Annotated in this window: 13 protein-coding genes; 6 read left to right on the top strand and 7 right to left on the bottom strand. The window is 62.9% G+C overall.

The features are described from left to right. Positions 1-135: 135 nt before the first annotated feature. Both ACB037_RS13710 and ACB037_RS13705 read left to right on the top strand, forming a co-directional pair. Positions 136-636 (top strand): thioredoxin family protein, encoded by a 501-nt coding sequence (locus ACB037_RS13710; RefSeq protein WP_371175444.1) that lies wholly within the window; start codon positions 136-138, stop codon positions 634-636. Between the two features lie 102 nt (positions 637-738). After that, positions 739-1,362 (top strand): glutathione S-transferase family protein, encoded by a 624-nt coding sequence (locus tag ACB037_RS13705; protein WP_048208735.1) that lies wholly within the window; start codon positions 739-741, stop codon positions 1,360-1,362. A gap of 72 nt (positions 1,363-1,434) precedes the next feature. Here ACB037_RS13705 and maiA read toward each other — a convergent pair whose 3' ends face one another. From maiA to ACB037_RS13675, 6 genes are all read right to left on the bottom strand, one after another. Then, the gene (gene maiA / locus ACB037_RS13700) at positions 1,435-2,073 is read right to left on the bottom strand and encodes a maleylacetoacetate isomerase (RefSeq protein WP_010675120.1); all 639 of its coding nucleotides are present in this window, start codon (positions 2,071-2,073) and stop codon (positions 1,435-1,437) included. A gap of 69 nt (positions 2,074-2,142) precedes the next feature. Further along, positions 2,143-3,141 carry a fumarylacetoacetate hydrolase family protein gene (locus tag ACB037_RS13695; RefSeq protein ID WP_371175443.1) on the bottom strand — a complete coding sequence of 333 codons (999 nt, stop codon included), beginning with the start codon at positions 3,139-3,141 and terminating at the stop codon, positions 2,143-2,145. Between the two features lie 10 nt (positions 3,142-3,151). Continuing rightward, positions 3,152-4,300, bottom strand: coding sequence for a homogentisate 1,2-dioxygenase (locus ACB037_RS13690; RefSeq protein ID WP_371175442.1), 1,149 nt, complete (start codon positions 4,298-4,300; stop codon positions 3,152-3,154). Next, positions 4,293-5,447, bottom strand: a complete 1,155-nt coding sequence (gene hppD / locus ACB037_RS13685) for a 4-hydroxyphenylpyruvate dioxygenase (RefSeq protein WP_041213056.1) — start codon at positions 5,445-5,447, stop codon at positions 4,293-4,295. Before hppD ends, ACB037_RS13690 begins: the two co-directional genes overlap by 8 nt. 239 nt (positions 5,448-5,686) lie before the next feature. Beyond that, positions 5,687-6,340, bottom strand: a complete 654-nt coding sequence (locus ACB037_RS13680; RefSeq protein ID WP_371175441.1) for an HAD family hydrolase — start codon at positions 6,338-6,340, stop codon at positions 5,687-5,689. Further along, positions 6,337-6,981, bottom strand: a complete 645-nt coding sequence (locus ACB037_RS13675; RefSeq protein WP_124244569.1) for a TIGR01621 family pseudouridine synthase — start codon at positions 6,979-6,981, stop codon at positions 6,337-6,339. Before ACB037_RS13675 ends, ACB037_RS13680 begins: the two co-directional genes overlap by 4 nt. A gap of 88 nt (positions 6,982-7,069) precedes the next feature. Between ACB037_RS13675 and ACB037_RS13670 the strand changes: the two genes are divergently transcribed. Next, a complete protein-coding gene (locus tag ACB037_RS13670; protein ID WP_045524356.1) occupies positions 7,070-8,662 on the top strand; it encodes a GGDEF domain-containing protein in 1,593 nt (530 codons plus the stop codon). Between the two features lie 103 nt (positions 8,663-8,765). Here ACB037_RS13670 and ACB037_RS13665 read toward each other — a convergent pair whose 3' ends face one another. After that, positions 8,766-10,319 (bottom strand): PAS domain-containing methyl-accepting chemotaxis protein, encoded by a 1,554-nt coding sequence (locus ACB037_RS13665; protein WP_069651424.1) that lies wholly within the window; start codon positions 10,317-10,319, stop codon positions 8,766-8,768. Between the two features lie 382 nt (positions 10,320-10,701). Between ACB037_RS13665 and prpB the strand changes: the two genes are divergently transcribed. The 3 genes from prpB to acnD all read left to right on the top strand — a co-directional run bounded on the left by prpB (position 10,702) and on the right by acnD (position 15,441). After that, positions 10,702-11,601, top strand: coding sequence for a methylisocitrate lyase (gene prpB, locus ACB037_RS13660; protein ID WP_104453068.1), 900 nt, complete (start codon positions 10,702-10,704; stop codon positions 11,599-11,601). A gap of 64 nt (positions 11,602-11,665) precedes the next feature. Next, entirely contained in the window at positions 11,666-12,823 is a 1,158-nt protein-coding gene (gene prpC, locus ACB037_RS13655; protein ID WP_124244567.1) for a 2-methylcitrate synthase, read from the top strand. Continuing rightward, the gene (acnD, locus tag ACB037_RS13650; RefSeq protein ID WP_371175440.1) at positions 12,823-15,441 is read left to right on the top strand and encodes a Fe/S-dependent 2-methylisocitrate dehydratase AcnD; all 2,619 of its coding nucleotides are present in this window, start codon (positions 12,823-12,825) and stop codon (positions 15,439-15,441) included. Before prpC ends, acnD begins: the two co-directional genes overlap by 1 nt. The last annotated feature ends 73 nt before the right edge of the window (positions 15,442-15,514 follow it).

Below are 15,514 nucleotides of genomic sequence, written 5' to 3'. Positions count from 1 at the left end.
AGGGGCTTTGTTGTTTTCTGCCATTCCATTGCCGCTTTTTGCCTTCCCCTTCCCTGTTTGCGGCTTGGCGCAGGAAACGCCTCGTGTCACATTGTCTGCGCCTGGAAGCAAAGATAACGACACAAGGAAGAGACCATGAAACGACTGTTACTGCCCCTGATACTGGGCACCCTCCTTTTCAATGGCGCCGCCTGCGCGGGCGACCACCTCTGGAGTCAGAGCCTGCCCGCTTACAGCCAGGGTTATGACGAGACGCGGGATCCGGCCCGCGATCTCGCCGCCGCGACCGCCAAGGCCAGTGCCGAGGGCAAGAAAGTCCTGCTGCTGGTGGGGGGTGAATGGTGCAGCTGGTGCCAGGAGATGAACCGCTTTCTGGACCAGGAACCCGATCTCGCCGGCCAGCTCAACCGCACCTTCGTGGTGGTCAAGGTGAACGTCAGCGAGCAGAACAAGAATGAATCCTTCCTGAAAGCCTATCCCGAGTATCTGGGGGTCCCCCACTTCTACGTGCTGGATGCCACGGGCAGGCTGCTCGAGTCCTTCAACACCGGGCTGTTGGAGAAGGGGAAGAGTTACGACGGGGAGAAACTCGGCAAATTTATCGCCTATTTCCAGCCCAGGACCACCCACGGCTGACTCGCCAGTCAATCAAACAGGGCCCCGCACGGTCAGTGACAGTGCAGGGCCTTGATGGCTACGCAAACAGGCCATCCATCACCCCGGACAAGGACGAAAAAGATGTTGCGAATACTGGGCAAGGCGTCGTCAATCAATGTGCGCAAGGTACTGTGGACCTGTGCCGAGCTGACCCTCCCCTTCGAGCTGGAGGAGTGGGGATCCGGCTTCAGACCCACGGACACCCCGGCGTTTCTGGCGCTCAACCCCAATGCCATGGTGCCCGTCATTCAGGATGAGGATTTTACGCTGTGGGAGTCGAACACCATCATCCGCTACCTGGCGACGCGCCATGGTGCCAATGCACTCTATCCCGCCGAGGCGAGAGCCAGGGCTCGGGTCGATCAATGGATTGACTGGCAGGCATCGGACTTGAACACCGCCTGGCGCTACGCCTTCCTGTCGCTGGTGAGGCGCTCCCCCCAGCATCAAGACCATCAGGCCCTTCATGCAGCTTGCCTGCAGTGGTCTCACTGCATGGAGATCCTGGAGAGACAGCTTCAAACAACCGGAGGATATGTGGCCGGTCCGCACTTCTCGCTGGCAGACATTCCCATCGGGCTGTCAGTCAACCGCTGGCTGGAGACGCCCTATGATCGCCCGTCGCTACCCGCCGTGGACGACTACTATCAGCGACTGAAAGAGCGGCCGGGGTTTCGACGCTATGGGGCCAATGGCACGCCCTGAGGCGAGCAAGATAACCCGGGCAAGGAAAGAGACGGCAGACCGGGCCAACGCGCTGGCCCGGTCTGCACAGCTTCAGGGCTGGGCATCTGGCTGATTGGCGGGGGCAGCCTTGATAAAGGCCTGCAACTGCTCGCAGTTGGCGACGATGCGCGCAATGGTGGGGTAGTCATCCAGGGTCATGTCGAAGCGGCGGGCGTTGTAGACCTGGGGCACCAGCATGCAGTCCGCCAGGGTGACCTCGTTGCCCACGCAATAGATGCCGGCGGTGGTCATGAGAAGCTGTTCCAGCGCGGTGAAGGTCTCGTCAATCCAGTGGCGATACCAGGCATCCCGCGCCATCTTGCTCTGCCCCAGCTCCTGCTCCAGGTAGTGCAGCACGCGCAGGTTGTTGAGGGGGTGGGTGTCACAGGCGATCATGTTGACGATCTGGCGCACCCGGGCACGTTCGATGGGGGCGGAGGGCATCAGGGGGTAGGCGGGATAGGTCTCGTCGAGGTACTCCATGATGGCCACCGACTGACCCAGATGCACGTCATCGTCCACGAGAAACGGCACCAGCCCCTGAGGATTGACCCGGCGGTAGGCCTTCTCCTTCTGCTCACCCTGCCGCAAGTTGACCGGGTGCTGCTCATAATCGAGCCCCTTGAGTTGCAGTACCAAACGCACGCGAAAGCTGGCCGATGAGCGCCAATATCCAAACAACTGCAGCATAGTGTGTCCCTGTGGTGGCAGGTGTCTGCCACCTGCCGTGTCGCCCGCCCCTCCAGGGGTCGGGCTCTCCTAGCTCGCCCGCTCGGCCGTTGCTTGCGTGACCCGCTGCAAAATGGTGCCAAACAGACTCATCCCGTTGCGATCCTGCATCGCGATGGACACTGTATCACCAAAGCGCAGAAAGGGTGTAGTGGCTTGACCTGACTCGATAATTTCCAGCATCCGCCGCTCGGCAAGGCAGGAGGATCCCCGGCTTCTGTCGTAGTTGGAGACGGTGCCCGAGCCGATGATGCAGCCCGCCCCGAGCGGCCTTGTCTTGGCGGCATGGGCAATCAGCTCATGGAAGGTGAAGGTCATATCCACCCCGGCGTCGGGCTGCCCGAACAGGGCGCCGTTGAGGTGGGTCACCAGGGGCAGGTGGACCTTGCCATCGCGCCAGTCATCCCCCAGCTCGTCCGGGGTGATGGCCACCGGCGAGAAGCTGCTGGAGGGCTTGGACTGGAAGAAGCCGAAGCCCTTGGCAAGCTCCCCGGGAATGAGGTTGCGCAGGCTCACGTCGTTGACCAGCATCAAGAGCTTGATGTGGGTCGCCGCCCCCTGCGAACGGGTGCCCATGGGCACGTCGTCGGTGATGACGGCGACTTCCGACTCGAAGTCGATCCCCCACTCCTCGGAGCCCATCACGATGGGGCCACGGGGCGGCAGGAAGCTGTCAGAGCCTCCCTGATACATCAGGGGATCGTGCCAGAAGCTTCCTGGCATGTCGGCGCCGCGGGCCTTGCGCACCAGCTCCACGTGATTGACGTAGGCACTGCCGTCAATCCACTGGTAGGCGCGGGGCAGCGGGGAGAGGCACGCCTCCTCATCGAAGGGGAAGGCGTCGGGGCAGGCGCCCTCGTTGAGTCGCTGATAAACCTTCGCCAATTGCGGCGCCACTTCGCCCCACTGGTCGAGGGCCGACTGCAGGGTCGGGGCAATGGTCGTCACGTGGACGGCGCGCGCCAGATCGCGGCTCACCACCACCAGGGCGCCGTCGCGCTTGCCATTGTTCAGGGTTGCCAGTTTCATATCGAATTCCTTATTTGCCGAGCGTCTCTGGACGCTGCCAGCTGGTGACATAACCGGGGTGTTCGACCCCTTCGCAGATCGGGCCGACGGCCAGGGCATCACGGGTGTCGAGCATCACCGCCACCTCGTCGGTGAAGGTCTTGGCATGAGCCAGCCCCGCCGCAAAGGCCTTGGGATGGGGACCATGGGTGAAGCCGGCAGGGTGGAAGGTGACCATGCCCTGCTTGATGTTGTCCCGGCTGAAGAAGTCCCCGGCGTGGTAGAAGAGCACCTCGTCGAAGTCGTCGTTGCTGTGGTAGAAGGGCACCCGCAGGGCACCTGGGTCACTCTCGATGGGACGCGGCACGAAGGTGCAGATGACAAAACGGCTCGCCACGAAGGTGGTGTGGGCCGAGGGAGGCAGGTGGTAGCGGTGGCTCATCAGCGGGCGGATATCCCGCCAGTTGAGGCGCACCACGCACAAGTCCCCGTGCCACCCTTGTGCATCCAGCGGGTTGAACGGCCAGGTGACGACCGAGACCTGATCGTGGCGCTTGATCTGCAGCGACCAGGGGTTTTCATCCTGCTGGGCCAGGAAGCGCTCATTGATGGCGGGCACGTCCAGGGCCGCCGGATCGAAGATGGCGTGATTGCCCACCAGTCCCTTGTCCGGCAGCTGATAACTGTCTTCCGTCGCCTCTATCATCAGGATGAAGAGGGGCGCGGTGGGCTCGATGCGCCACATGGTGCCACGGGGGATCACCACGTAGTCCCCCTCCCGCAGGGTCAGATGGCCGTAGTCGCAGAAGAAGTCGCCTCCCCCCTCGTGAATGAACAGGAGCTCGTCGCCATCGGCGTTGCGCACCAGAAACGGCATCCTCTCGCTCAGGCGCCAGATGCGGTAGCGGCAGTGGGGGTTGCTGAGCAGATCCGGCATCACCCAGGGGGAGAGGGAGCTCACCTCCTCCTGCAGATCGTTTAAGTCAAACGCCCGTGGCCGAAGCGGCCCTTCCCAGTTGACCCAGTCGGTGGGAGCGTGCTTGTGGTGCATGTGGGTGGCCGGACCGAAGAAGCCCGAGCGCCCCAGCTCGCGCTCATAGATGGCCTGCTCCGGCAGATCGGCATGGGCCTGGCGGGAGTGGGTTCCCTCCCGATGGGGGAAGCTTATCCAGTTACGCATCACTCGGTTCTCCGTTTTTCTGGCCCTGCGCGGCACTGTTCACCTCCCCTTGCGTGGATCCGTCCAGCACGCCACGGCGGATCTGATCCAGCTCGATGGATTCGAACAATGCCTGGAAGTTGCCCTCACCAAAGCCCTCGTTGCCCTTGCGCTGGATGATCTCGAAGAACACGGGACCGATGACGGTGTCGGTGAAGATCTGCAGCAGGATGCCGTCCTTCGTCGGCGAGCCGTCGATGAGGATGCGCAGCTCTTTCAGCGCCGCCAGATCCTCCTGATGACCCGCCACCCGGCTGTCCACCTTCTCGTAGTAGGTGTCCGGCGTCGGCATGAAGCCGGTTCCCCGCCCTCTGAGCGTGCGGATGGTGTGATAGATGTCGGCAGAGGCGAGCGCGATGTGCTGGATCCCCTCCCCCTTGTACTGGCGCAGGTACTCCTCTATCTGGGACTTGTCGTCCGCCGACTCGTTGATGGGGATGCGAATTTTGCCGCAGGGGGCCGTCATGGCGCGCGAGTGCAATCCGGTCAGCTTGCCCTCGATGTCGAAGTAGCGGATTTCCCGGAAGTTGCCGATCCGCTCGTAGAAATTCGACCAGAGGTTCATGTTGCCGCGATGGACGTTGTGGGTCAGGTGGTCGATCTCATAGAGCCCCGCGTCCACCTCGGCCATGCGGGCCTGCCAGTCGGGGTAGAAGATAAAGTCCACGTCATAGATGGAGCCCCGATCGCCATAGCGATCGACAAAGGAGAGGGTGCTCTCGCCGATGCCGTAGATGGCGGGGATGTTGAGCTCCATGGGGCCGATTTTGCCCACAAACGGCTTGGCCCCCTGGCCAATGGCGTACTGCTGGGCACGGCCGGCATCGCTCACCCGAAACGCCATGCCGCACACGCTCGGACCATGGGCCCGGGCAAACTCCTCCGCCTGGGAGTGGGGCTCGGCATTGACCACGAAGTTGATGTCCCCCTGGCGATAGAGCCAGCACTGCTTGTGCCTGTGCTTGGCCACTTCGGCAAAGCCCAGTGAGACGAACAGCGCCTTGAGAGCCGCAATGCCCTTGAGATCCGGCGCCGTGTACTCGACGAACTCAAACCCGTCGGTGCCAAGGGGGTTGATGGTGTGAGTACGGGAAGAAGGGGTGGTCATAATGCGCTCCTTGCGATGAACTGATAACGAAACGGTTCACGCCGCAAGGGCTCGACAGGCAGCCCGCACGGCTTTGTTAACAACTTGTTTCATTAGAGTGGCGAGCGCAGGGAATGAGAAGGGGCGGCGTTCAGATAGTTTGGCGGGGATCCGCGCCAAAAAATGTAAATGAAATGTGACATAGCAGCCCCAACCTTGCACTGCGCTCGTTAGCGTCCCGCAAGGCTGTCAGCTTTGCCTTACAGCGACCAATAACGGGGTTCGATATGGGGCAGCACCGCCCTCGCCTTTAGCAATCGAGTCCTTTGCGGGTTGATGAGCCAGGCCTGCTCCCCCAACGCCAGCAGGGGCAGATCGTGCAGGCTGTCACTCAGGGTGAGTGCGGCCTCCAGGGTCAGGAGCTCGGGCAGCAGCTTGTGCCTGCCATGGCAATAGAAGCGCGGCACCAGGCCGCCGAAACGGTAACCCATCCGCGAGCCGATGATGCGGTGAGGGAACCTTGGCAGTTGACGATGGAGCTGGGCACGGACCAGGGCGCGGGGACTGGCGGAGATGACCCAGCAGCGGTGCCCCTCCCCCGTCAGGAGGGCTCGCGCCTCCCGATACAGACCGGGCCGGGTCAGGCTGTACTGCCGTACCAGGGCGCGCCAGGCCAGGGGGGATAGCCCGAGGGTGATGGCCCACCAGATGAGTGCAATGCCGCGACTGCGCTGACCTGGCAGCAGATAGATCACGGCACCGAACGCCATCAGTGGCCACAGCAGCAGCGGCCAGATACGGCGGCGCAAGATGAAACGCAGCAACCCCGCATGGCTGTCATCCGGCGCCAGGGTGTCATCGAAGTCGGCCAGGATCCAGCCACGGGCTGGGACTCTCGCGGTTGCAGCGCTCATTCGGTGATCTCTGCGATGGCGGCATGCAACTCGGGCAGGAGGAACAGCGCTCCCTCATCGGGCGGACAAACGAGATCGAAGTTCTCACCTGCCAGGGTGAAGGCGAGGCGCCAGGCGTGCAGATAACCGCGATCCGCCGCCGTGCCGCCGTAACGCTCATCTCCGAGGATGGGGGCTCCCACGCTCTTCAAGGCCACCCGGATCTGGTGGGTCTTGCCGGTCCGGGGCTTGATGCGATAAAGGCGCAGCCCCTCGCGCACCGAGACAGAATCGAACCAGCTGATGGCCGGGTTATCCTGGGTGCGGCTCAGCATCCAGCTGCCGCCTCGCCCTTTCTCCATGTCACCCTTCACCCAGCCCTGCTTCTTCTTCGGCTTGCGATCGGAGAGTGCCAGATACTGCTTGCTCACTTCCCGCGCCGCGAAAGCCATGCTGAGGGCGCGATTCGCTTCGGCGGTGCGGGCCAGCAGCACCAGCCCAGAGGTCATCTTGTCTAGTCGATGGACCGGATAGAGGTCAAGACCGGTATCCATTCTGACCCGATTGACGAGACCCGGCTCGCCGGCATCATCGTGCATGCCAATGCCCGGACGCTTGTTGATCACCATGAAATCTTTGTGCTGCAATTGTATCCGGTACATGTATAACCCTTTAGAATGTTACTTGTTAACAACTTGAATGCAGGCCTGCAGGCCATCTTCATGGACCCTCAGCACAAGAATCGCACGAATGAAAAAATGCCTGTTTTGGCTGTTGTTGCTTGGCATCACTTGCTTCTCGCCCCTCCAGGCCAGTGAACGGACACGTGATCTGCCGGAGAAGGTGGTATTGCAGTTGCGCTGGCTGCATCAGCCCCAGTTTGTGGGCTATCACATGGCCAAGGCCAAGGGGTATTACGCCGACGCCGGTCTGGATGTCGAGATAAGGCCAGGTGGCAAGGGAATAAGTCCGGTTCAGGAGGTGCTGGCCGGACGCGCCGACTTTGGCGTCGGCAACACCGAGGTGCTGACCCACTACGCCCAGGGCAAGCCACTGCTGGCGCTGGCCAGCGTCTACCAGCACTCTCCCTCCATCTTCCTGGCACGCCGCGACAGCGGCATTCTCACCGTTGCGGACATGCGTGGCAAACGGATCATGATGTTTCCGGGTCATCAGGATGCCGAACTGCTGGCCACCCTCTACTATCAGGGGCTTCACGAGCGCCAGCTCATCCCGGTACCCACTTCGGTCAACATCGACGATCTGATCGCCGGCCGGATAGACATCTTCAACGCCTATCTGAGCAATGAGCCCTTCTATCTGGAAGAGCGCGGCATCTCGGTGTCCGTCATCAACCCTCGCAACTACGGCATCGATTTCTACAGCGACATTCTCTTCACCACCCAGGCACAGGAGCGGCTCAATCCGGAGCGGGTGGCACGTTTTCGTGCAGCCAGCCTCCAGGGATGGCGCTATGCCCTCACCCACCCCGAGGAAGCCATCGCCCTGCTGCGCACAGAGTATGGCGTCAACCGCAGTCAGGCCCACATGGAATACGAGTTGCAGATGAGCAAGGAGATGATCCAGCCGCTCTATGTGGAGATCGGGTATATGAATCCGGATCGCTTCGCTCACATCATGCAGCAGCTGGTGGAGATAGGCCTCCTTGCCAAACCGGTCTCCCTGACCCGTTTTCTCTATCAGGTTCCCTCAGAACAGTGGAGCTTCTGGCGTCCATGGTTCCTGCTGAGCCTGGGTGTTGGTGGTCTCATCCTGCTGCTCTCCCTCTATCTTCTGATGAGCAACAAGCGGCTCAACCAGGAAGTGGCCCTGCGCAAGCAGCGAGAGCAGGAGATACTGCAACTGGCCCGCCTCGATCCCCTTACCGGGCTGCCCAATCGCCTGAGCCTGATGGAGCAGTTGAAACACCAGGTGCAAAGCGACAATCCGGGCTGCCTGCTGTTTTGCGATCTCAATGACTTCAAGCGCATCAACGACAACTTCGGCCACAGCCAGGGGGATGCCATCCTCTGCCAGCTGGCCCGACGGATCCACGACGCCATCGGCCACCAGTGCTATTTTGCCCGCTTGGCGGGGGACGAGTTCATCCTGCTGCTGCCGGGCTACGATATCCGTCAGGCAGAGGAGGTCACCGCCGTGATCCGCCAGGCCATGCAGGCCCCCTTCGTGGTCAATGACCAGCCGATGCAGGTGGGCATCAGCATCGGCGTCAGCCACTACCAGCATGACTGGAGCCCGGAGCAGTGGCTCATTCAGGCCGACAGGGCCATGTATTGTGACAAGGGCGGCCGCGTCATCACGCTGGCGGAGCAGTCCGGCTGACTGGTTCATCTCCCGGCACACAGAGCCGATACCCCCATGAAACCAATAAACAGGAAGGCCACCCCAGGGGTGGCCTTCCTGCATTGCATGAGTCTGACCGCTCTTACCCGAAGGTCTGCCCCAGGGATTTGAGCTGGCGAGCCTTGGTGAGCAGGATGTCGCTCGAAGCGTCCATGTCCTGCATCTTGTTGCTGTTGGTGTGGGAGTGCTGGGAGATGGCGTTGACGTTGCGGCTGATGTCCTCCACCACCGCCTGCTGCTCCTCTGCCGCCGTCGAGATCTGGGCCGAGAGGTCCACCACCCGTTCTATTTCCGCCAGCACCTGATGCAGGCTCTCTGATCCCTGGCGGGTCAGGGTCACGCAGGATTGGGTTTGTTGCAGGTTCTGCTGCATCATTCCCTTCCAGCCGTTCAGGGTACGCTGGATCTGGCCTATGCTGCTCTGGATCTGCTCGGTCGCCTTGTGGGTGCGCGTGGAGAGGGTTCGCACCTCGTCCGCCACCACCGCAAAGCCTCGCCCCTGCTCCCCTGCCCGCGCCGCCTCGATGGCGGCGTTGAGCGCCAGCAGATTGGTCTGATCCGCAATGCCCTGGATCTCGCTCATCAGCACACCGATGCGGTCCGACTCCTCCGCCAGTGCCACGGCGGCCGTGAAGGCATGCTCTGCCTGGGTGGCCAGCTCCGTCACCCTGTGCTGGGTATCTTCCAGCTGCTGATCGGTGTGTTGGCAGTGCGCCTTGGCCTGGGCTATCTGGTTGTCCGTCTCTAGGATATTGCGGGCAATCTCGTGGGCTGTCGCCGCCATCTCGGTGATGGCCGTCGCCACCTGCTGGGTCTGGACATCCTGTTCGGCGATGTCGGCGCTCGCCTCGCTGGAGGCTGTTTTCAGATGCACCGCGAGATCCTGCAGGGAGAGGGTCGCATCGTCCACTCGTCCAAGGACGGTGCGGATCCTGGCCTGCAACAGCTTGATGTGGAAGTCTGCAATGGCACTGGCATCCTCCCCCGAATAGATGAGCCGGGTCAGGCTGTCATATTCGTCCGCGAGCTGTCGCAGATAACGGGGGGTAGTGATGAGGGTGTCACGATAGATCAGGGCCAGCCACAAGAGAGGCAACAGGGTGAACAACGGCCCCCAGGGCCCCATCAGATAGGCCCCCCCCGCCAGCATCAGCAAGACACCGATGATGGCCAGCCCGTGGCGCATCGGGCGCAGGCTCAATCCGCCCTTTCGCTCCCCCCGCTCCACGCTCTTCAATCTGGCATAGGTGCGCCCGGCCACGGCTTTCATCTCCGGCGCGGCGCGACTGCGGACCGACTGGTAGCCATTGATCCGCCCCTGCTCGAAGATAGGGGTGACATAGGCATCCACCCAATAGTAACGCCCATCCTTGCAGCGGTTTTTCACCATGCCGCGCCAGGGTTTGCCCTGCTTGAGCTTGCCCCAGAGGTCAGCAAAGGCAGCCTTGGGCATGTCCGGGTGGCGAACCATGTTGTGGTGCTGGCCGATGAGCTCGGCCCGGCTGTACCCCGCTACCCGGCAGAAGTGATCATTGGCGTAGGTGATCACACCCTGCAGGTCCGTAGTGGAGACCAGCTGTTCATTGGCAGGAAAATCCACCTCTTCGTCGATGAGATGAACCTGGCTTTTCTTCATGGCGCACACCCCTTGTTTGATCACCCACTGAGCGTAGCCAAACGCCTACGGGCAAGCAACGCAGAGACCCAGTCGGGGAGGATGGCTGAGACACAATTTGCATCCTGTTTGACGCCGCGCAAGATTTTGACCCCAAAAGCCCAGGTTTGGCCAAAAAACACTCGGCATTTTCCCAGGTTCACCTCTCTCCCACACGATGCATCACACCAAAAAATGGTTCCAACGAGTCTGTGGCACTGGCGTTGCCAGGAGGCCGTCAGGGGAGAGCACACTTGATACGACCTTGGACCTAAGCATAATTGACGTTAACGTAAACGTAGTGTGAGATGATACCGTTCACCCTACACATCCAGCAGACACGCACCCCATGAAAGGAGTCACCATGTCCAACCTCTCCCCCTCGGCCGGCAAGCGTTTTCGCACGGCCCTGGCCAACGAAAAGCCCCTGCAGATTGTCGGCACCATCAATGCCTACATGGCGCTGATGGCAGAGCGCAGCGGCTTCCAGGCCCTCTATCTCTCCGGCGCCGGGGTAGCGAACGCCTCCTATGGCCTGCCGGACCTCGGCATGACTTCCATGAATGACGTGCTCATCGATGCCGAACGCATCACGGCTGCCACCCAGGTGCCACTCTTGGTGGACATCGACACCGGCTGGGGGGGCGCCTTCAACATCGCCCGCACCATCCGCGCCTTCGAGCGCGGCGGGGTGGCCGCCGTCCACATGGAAGATCAGGTGGCCCAGAAGCGTTGCGGCCACAGGCCCAACAAGGCCGTGGTCAGCGTCACCGAGATGGTGGACAGGATCAAGGCGGCGGTGGATGCCCGCCAGGACGAGAGTTTCGTCATCATGGCCCGCACCGACGCCCTGGCGGTGGAAGGGCTGGGCTCGGCCCTGGAGCGCGCCGCCGCCTATGTGGAGGCGGGCGCCGACATGATCTTCGCCGAAGCGGTCACCGAGCTCGAGCAGTACGACCGTTTCAGGCAGGCGGCCGGGGTGCCGATCCTCGCCAACATGACCGAGTTCGGCAAGACCGAGCTGTTTGACAAGGAGGCGCTCGCCGCCCACGGCGTGGACATGGTGCTCTACCCCCTGAGCGCCGCCCGCGCCGCCAACCAGGCCGCCCTCAACGTCTATCAGACGCTTCGCCGCGACGGCCACCAGCGCGCCGTGGTCGACACCATGCAGACCCGGGAGTCCCTCTACGATTTTCTCGGTTACCACCACTACGAGCAGACCCTGGACAGGCTGTTCACCCAGGATCTTTCGACCAAGGAATAAGACGGCGACCGGCCGCCTTATGCTGGCGGCTGGCGCATCAACGGACTGAATGAGGAAACATGTGATGAGCGCCCTGCCCGAAACCACCGGCTTCAAGCCGAAGAAATCCGTCGCCCTTTCCGGCACCGCCGCCGGCAATACCGCCCTGTGCACCGTGGGCCTCAGCGGCAACGATCTGCACTACCGTGGCTACGACATCCTGGACGTGGCCACCAGCTGCGAGTTTGAAGAGATAGCCCACCTGCTGGTGCACGGCCATCTGCCCAATGTGGCGGAGCTCGCCGCCTACAAGGCCAAGCTCAAGGCCCTGCGCGGCCTGCCAACCGGGGTGAGGACCGCCTTGGAACAGTTGCCTCCCTCCGCCCACCCCATGGACGTGATGCGCACCGCCGTCTCCGTGCTGGGGTGCCTGTCGCCGGAGAAGGACGATCACAACCACCCGGGCGCCCGGGACATCGCCGACAAGCTGATGGCCTGTCTCGGCTCCGTGTTGCTCTACTGGTACCACTTCAGTCACAACGGCAAACGCATCCATGTGGAGACCGACGACGACTCCATCGGCGGCCACTTCCTCCACCTGCTGCACGGGCACAAGCCACGCGATTCCTGGGTTCGCGCCATGCACACCTCTCTCATCCTCTACGCCGAGCATGAGTTCAACGCCTCCACCTTCACCGGCCGCGTCATCGCCGGCACCGGCTCGGACATGTACTCCTGCATCACGGGAGCCATCGGTGCCCTGCGCGGGCCCAAGCACGGGGGCGCCAACGAGGTGGCTTTCGAGATCCAGAAGCGCTACGAGAACCCGGACGAGGCGGAGGCCGACATTCGCGCCCGGGTCGAGAAAAAAGAAGTGGTCATCGGCTTCGGCCACCCGGTCTACACCGTCTCCGATCCGCGCAACAAGGTGATCAAGGAGGTGGCGCGCGAGCTCAGCCAGGAGCAGCACAACACCAAGATGTTCGATATCGCCGAGCGGCTGGAATCCACCATGTGGGAAGTCAAGAAGATGTTCCCGAACCTCGACTGGTTCAGCGCCGTCAGCTACCACATGATGGGGGTGCCCACCGCCATGTTCACCCCGCTGTTCGTCATCGCCCGCACCTCAGGCTGGTCGGCCCATGTCATCGAGCAGCGCATCGACGGCAAGATCATCCGCCCGAGCGCCAACTACGTCGGCCCGGAGGATCTCAGGTTCGTGCCGCTCAAGGAGCGCAAGTGATGATCAACACGCAATATCGCAAGCCCCTGCCCGGCACACAGCTCGACTACTTCGACGCCCGGGAGGCGGTCAACGCCATCGTCCCCGGCGCCTGGGACAGGCTCTCCTACACCGCCCGCGTCCACGCCGAGAACCTGGTTCGCAAATGCGATCCGGCCATCCTCGGCGAGTGCCTCGGCCAGATCGTTTTCGGCCAGCGCGAGCGCGACTTCCCCTGGTTCCCGGCGCGGGTGGTGTGCCACGACATCCTGGGGCAGACCGCCCTGGTGGACCTCGCCGGCCTTCGCGACGCCATCGCCGATCAGGGGGGCGATCCCGCCCAGGTGAACCCGGTCGTGCCGGTGCAGCTCATCGTCGACCATTCCCTCGCCGTGGAGTGCGGCGGCTTTGACCCCCAGGCATTCGAGAAGAACCGCGCCATCGAGGATCGGCGCAACGAGGATCGCTTCCACTTCATCGACTGGACCAAGCAGGCGTTCAAGAACATCGAGGTGATCCCGCCAGGCAACGGCATCATGCACCAGATCAACCTGGAGAAGATGTCCCCTGTCATCCACGCCGATCGCGGCCTCGCCTACCCGGATACCTGCGTCGGCACCGACAGCCACACCCCCCACGTTGACGCTCTGGGCGTCATCGCGGTGGGGGTGGGTGGGTTAGAGGCCGAGAACGTCATGCTGGGGCGCGCCTCCTGGATGCGGCTGCCTTCGATCGTCGGCGTGGAGCTCTCCGGCAAGCCGCAACCCGGCATCACCGCCACCGATCTGGTGCTCTCCCTCACCGAATTCCTGCGCCAGCAGAAGGTGGTCGGCGCCTACCTGGAGTTTCGTGGCAAGGGGGCCGCCGCCCTCACCCTCGGCGATCGGGCCACCATCTCCAACATGGCGCCGGAGTATGGCGCTACCGCGGCCATGTTCTTCATCGACCAGCAGACCATCGACTACCTCAAGCTCACCGGCCGTGACGACGAGCAGGTCAGGCTGGTGGAAACCTATGCCAGGGAGGCCGGTCTCTGGGCCGATGCCCTGGCGAGCGCCCAGTACGAGCGGGTGCTGCACTTTGACTTGTCGAGCGTGGTGCGCACCCTGGCGGGCCCCTCCAATCCCCACCGTCGCCTGCCGGTGACCGAACTTGCCACGCGAGGCATCGCGGTGGATCTGGACAAAGCTCGTGCCCAGGAGGCTGACGGCCTCTTGCCCGATGGCGCCGTCATCATCGCCGCCATCACCAGTTGCACCAACACCAGCAACCCGCGCAACGTGATCGCCGCAGGCCTGTTGGCCCGCAACGCCAACCGGCTCGGCCTCAGCCGCAAGCCCTGGGTCAAATCCTCCCTCGCCCCCGGCTCCAAGACAGTCGCCCTCTACTTGAAAGAGGCGGGACTGGACGAGGAACTTGAGCGGCTCGGCTTCGGCGTCGTGGCCTTTGCCTGCACCACCTGCAACGGCATGTCCGGTGCCCTGGATCCCGCCATCCAGCAAGAGATCATTGAGCGGGACCTCTACGCCACGGCGGTGCTCTCGGGCAACCGCAACTTCGACGGCCGCATCCATCCCTATGCCAAGCAGGCGTTTCTCGCCTCGCCCCCCCTGGTGGTGGCCTACGCCATCGCGGGCACCATCCGCTTCGACATTGAAAAAGATGTGCTGGAGGTGGTGGACGGCAAGGAAATTCGCCTCAAGGATATCTGGCCGTCTGATGAAGAGATCGACGCCGTGGTCAAGGCGTCGGTCAAGCCGTCCCAGTTCCGCCAGGTCTATATCCCCATGTTCACCCAGGAAGAGGATCAGGGTCCCAAGGTGACGCCCCTGTACGACTGGCGCTCTCAAAGCACCTATATCCGTCGCCCGCCCTACTGGGAGGGGGCACTGGCGGGCGAGCGCACCCTGCGCGGCATGCGGCCCCTGGCACTGTTGCCGGACAACATCACCACCGACCACCTCTCCCCTTCCAACGCCATCCTGCCCGGCAGCGCGGCGGGGGAATACCTGGCGAAGATGGGCCTGCCGGAGGAGGACTTCAACTCCTACGCCACCCACCGCGGCGATCACCTGACCGCCCAGCGCGCCACCTTCGCCAACCCCCAGCTGGTCAACGAGATGGCGGTGGTGAACGGCGTGGTGCAGAAGGGGTCCCTCGCCCGCGTCGAGCCGGACGGCAAAGTGATGCGGATGTGGGAAGCCATCGAGACCTACATGGCACGCAAGCAGCCCCTCATCATCGTGGCCGGTGCCGACTACGGTCAGGGCTCGTCCCGGGACTGGGCGGCCAAGGGGGTGCGCCTTGCCGGGGTGGAGGTGATCGCGGCGGAAGGCTTCGAGCGCATTCACCGCACCAACCTCATCGGCATGGGGGTGCTGCCGCTCGAGTTCAAACCGGGCACCACCCGCCTCACGCTGGGCCTCGATGGCACCGAGACCTATGACGTGGTGGGAGCACGCCAGCCGCACACCGATCTCACTCTGGTGATCCGCCGTCGCAGCGGCGAAGTGATCCAGGTGCCCATGACCTGCCGCCTCGACACCGCCGAGGAGGTCTCGGTCTATGAGGCGGGCGGCGTGCTGCAACGCTTCGCCCAGGACTTCCTGGCGTCAACCGCGCAAAAGGCCGCAAGCTAAATCGCAACCCCGCCCCTTTGAAAAAGGGGAAGGCATAAGGCACCCTCTCTCTTTGGGAGAGGGTTGGGGTGAG

Source organism: Aeromonas sp. S19(2024), assembly GCF_041402625.1.
GTDB lineage: Bacteria > Pseudomonadota > Gammaproteobacteria > Enterobacterales > Aeromonadaceae > Aeromonas > Aeromonas caviae.
This window is presented reverse-complemented; position numbering and strand designations above follow the sequence as displayed.

Bases quoted from the DNA above. Each gene is read 5' to 3' on its own strand.
- ACB037_RS13710 (WP_371175444.1), top strand. From the start codon at position 136: ATGAAACGACTGTTACTGCCCCTGATACTGGGCACCCTCCTTTTCAAT.
- ACB037_RS13705 (WP_048208735.1), top strand. From the start codon at position 739: ATGTTGCGAATACTGGGCAAGGCGTCGTCAATCAATGTGCGCAAGGTA.
- maiA (WP_010675120.1), bottom strand. From the start codon at position 2,073: ATGCTGCAGTTGTTTGGATATTGGCGCTCATCGGCCAGCTTTCGCGTG.
- ACB037_RS13695 (WP_371175443.1), bottom strand. From the start codon at position 3,141: ATGAAACTGGCAACCCTGAACAATGGCAAGCGCGACGGCGCCCTGGTG.
- ACB037_RS13690 (WP_371175442.1), bottom strand. From the start codon at position 4,300: ATGCGTAACTGGATAAGCTTCCCCCATCGGGAGGGAACCCACTCCCGC.
- hppD (WP_041213056.1), bottom strand. From the start codon at position 5,447: ATGACCACCCCTTCTTCCCGTACTCACACCATCAACCCCCTTGGCACC.
- ACB037_RS13680 (WP_371175441.1), bottom strand. From the start codon at position 6,340: ATGAGCGCTGCAACCGCGAGAGTCCCAGCCCGTGGCTGGATCCTGGCC.
- ACB037_RS13675 (WP_124244569.1), bottom strand. From the start codon at position 6,981: ATGTACCGGATACAATTGCAGCACAAAGATTTCATGGTGATCAACAAG.
- ACB037_RS13670 (WP_045524356.1), top strand. From the start codon at position 7,070: ATGAAAAAATGCCTGTTTTGGCTGTTGTTGCTTGGCATCACTTGCTTC.
- ACB037_RS13665 (WP_069651424.1), bottom strand. From the start codon at position 10,319: ATGAAGAAAAGCCAGGTTCATCTCATCGACGAAGAGGTGGATTTTCCT.
- prpB (WP_104453068.1), top strand. From the start codon at position 10,702: ATGTCCAACCTCTCCCCCTCGGCCGGCAAGCGTTTTCGCACGGCCCTG.
- prpC (WP_124244567.1), top strand. From the start codon at position 11,666: ATGAGCGCCCTGCCCGAAACCACCGGCTTCAAGCCGAAGAAATCCGTC.
- acnD (WP_371175440.1), top strand. From the start codon at position 12,823: ATGATCAACACGCAATATCGCAAGCCCCTGCCCGGCACACAGCTCGAC.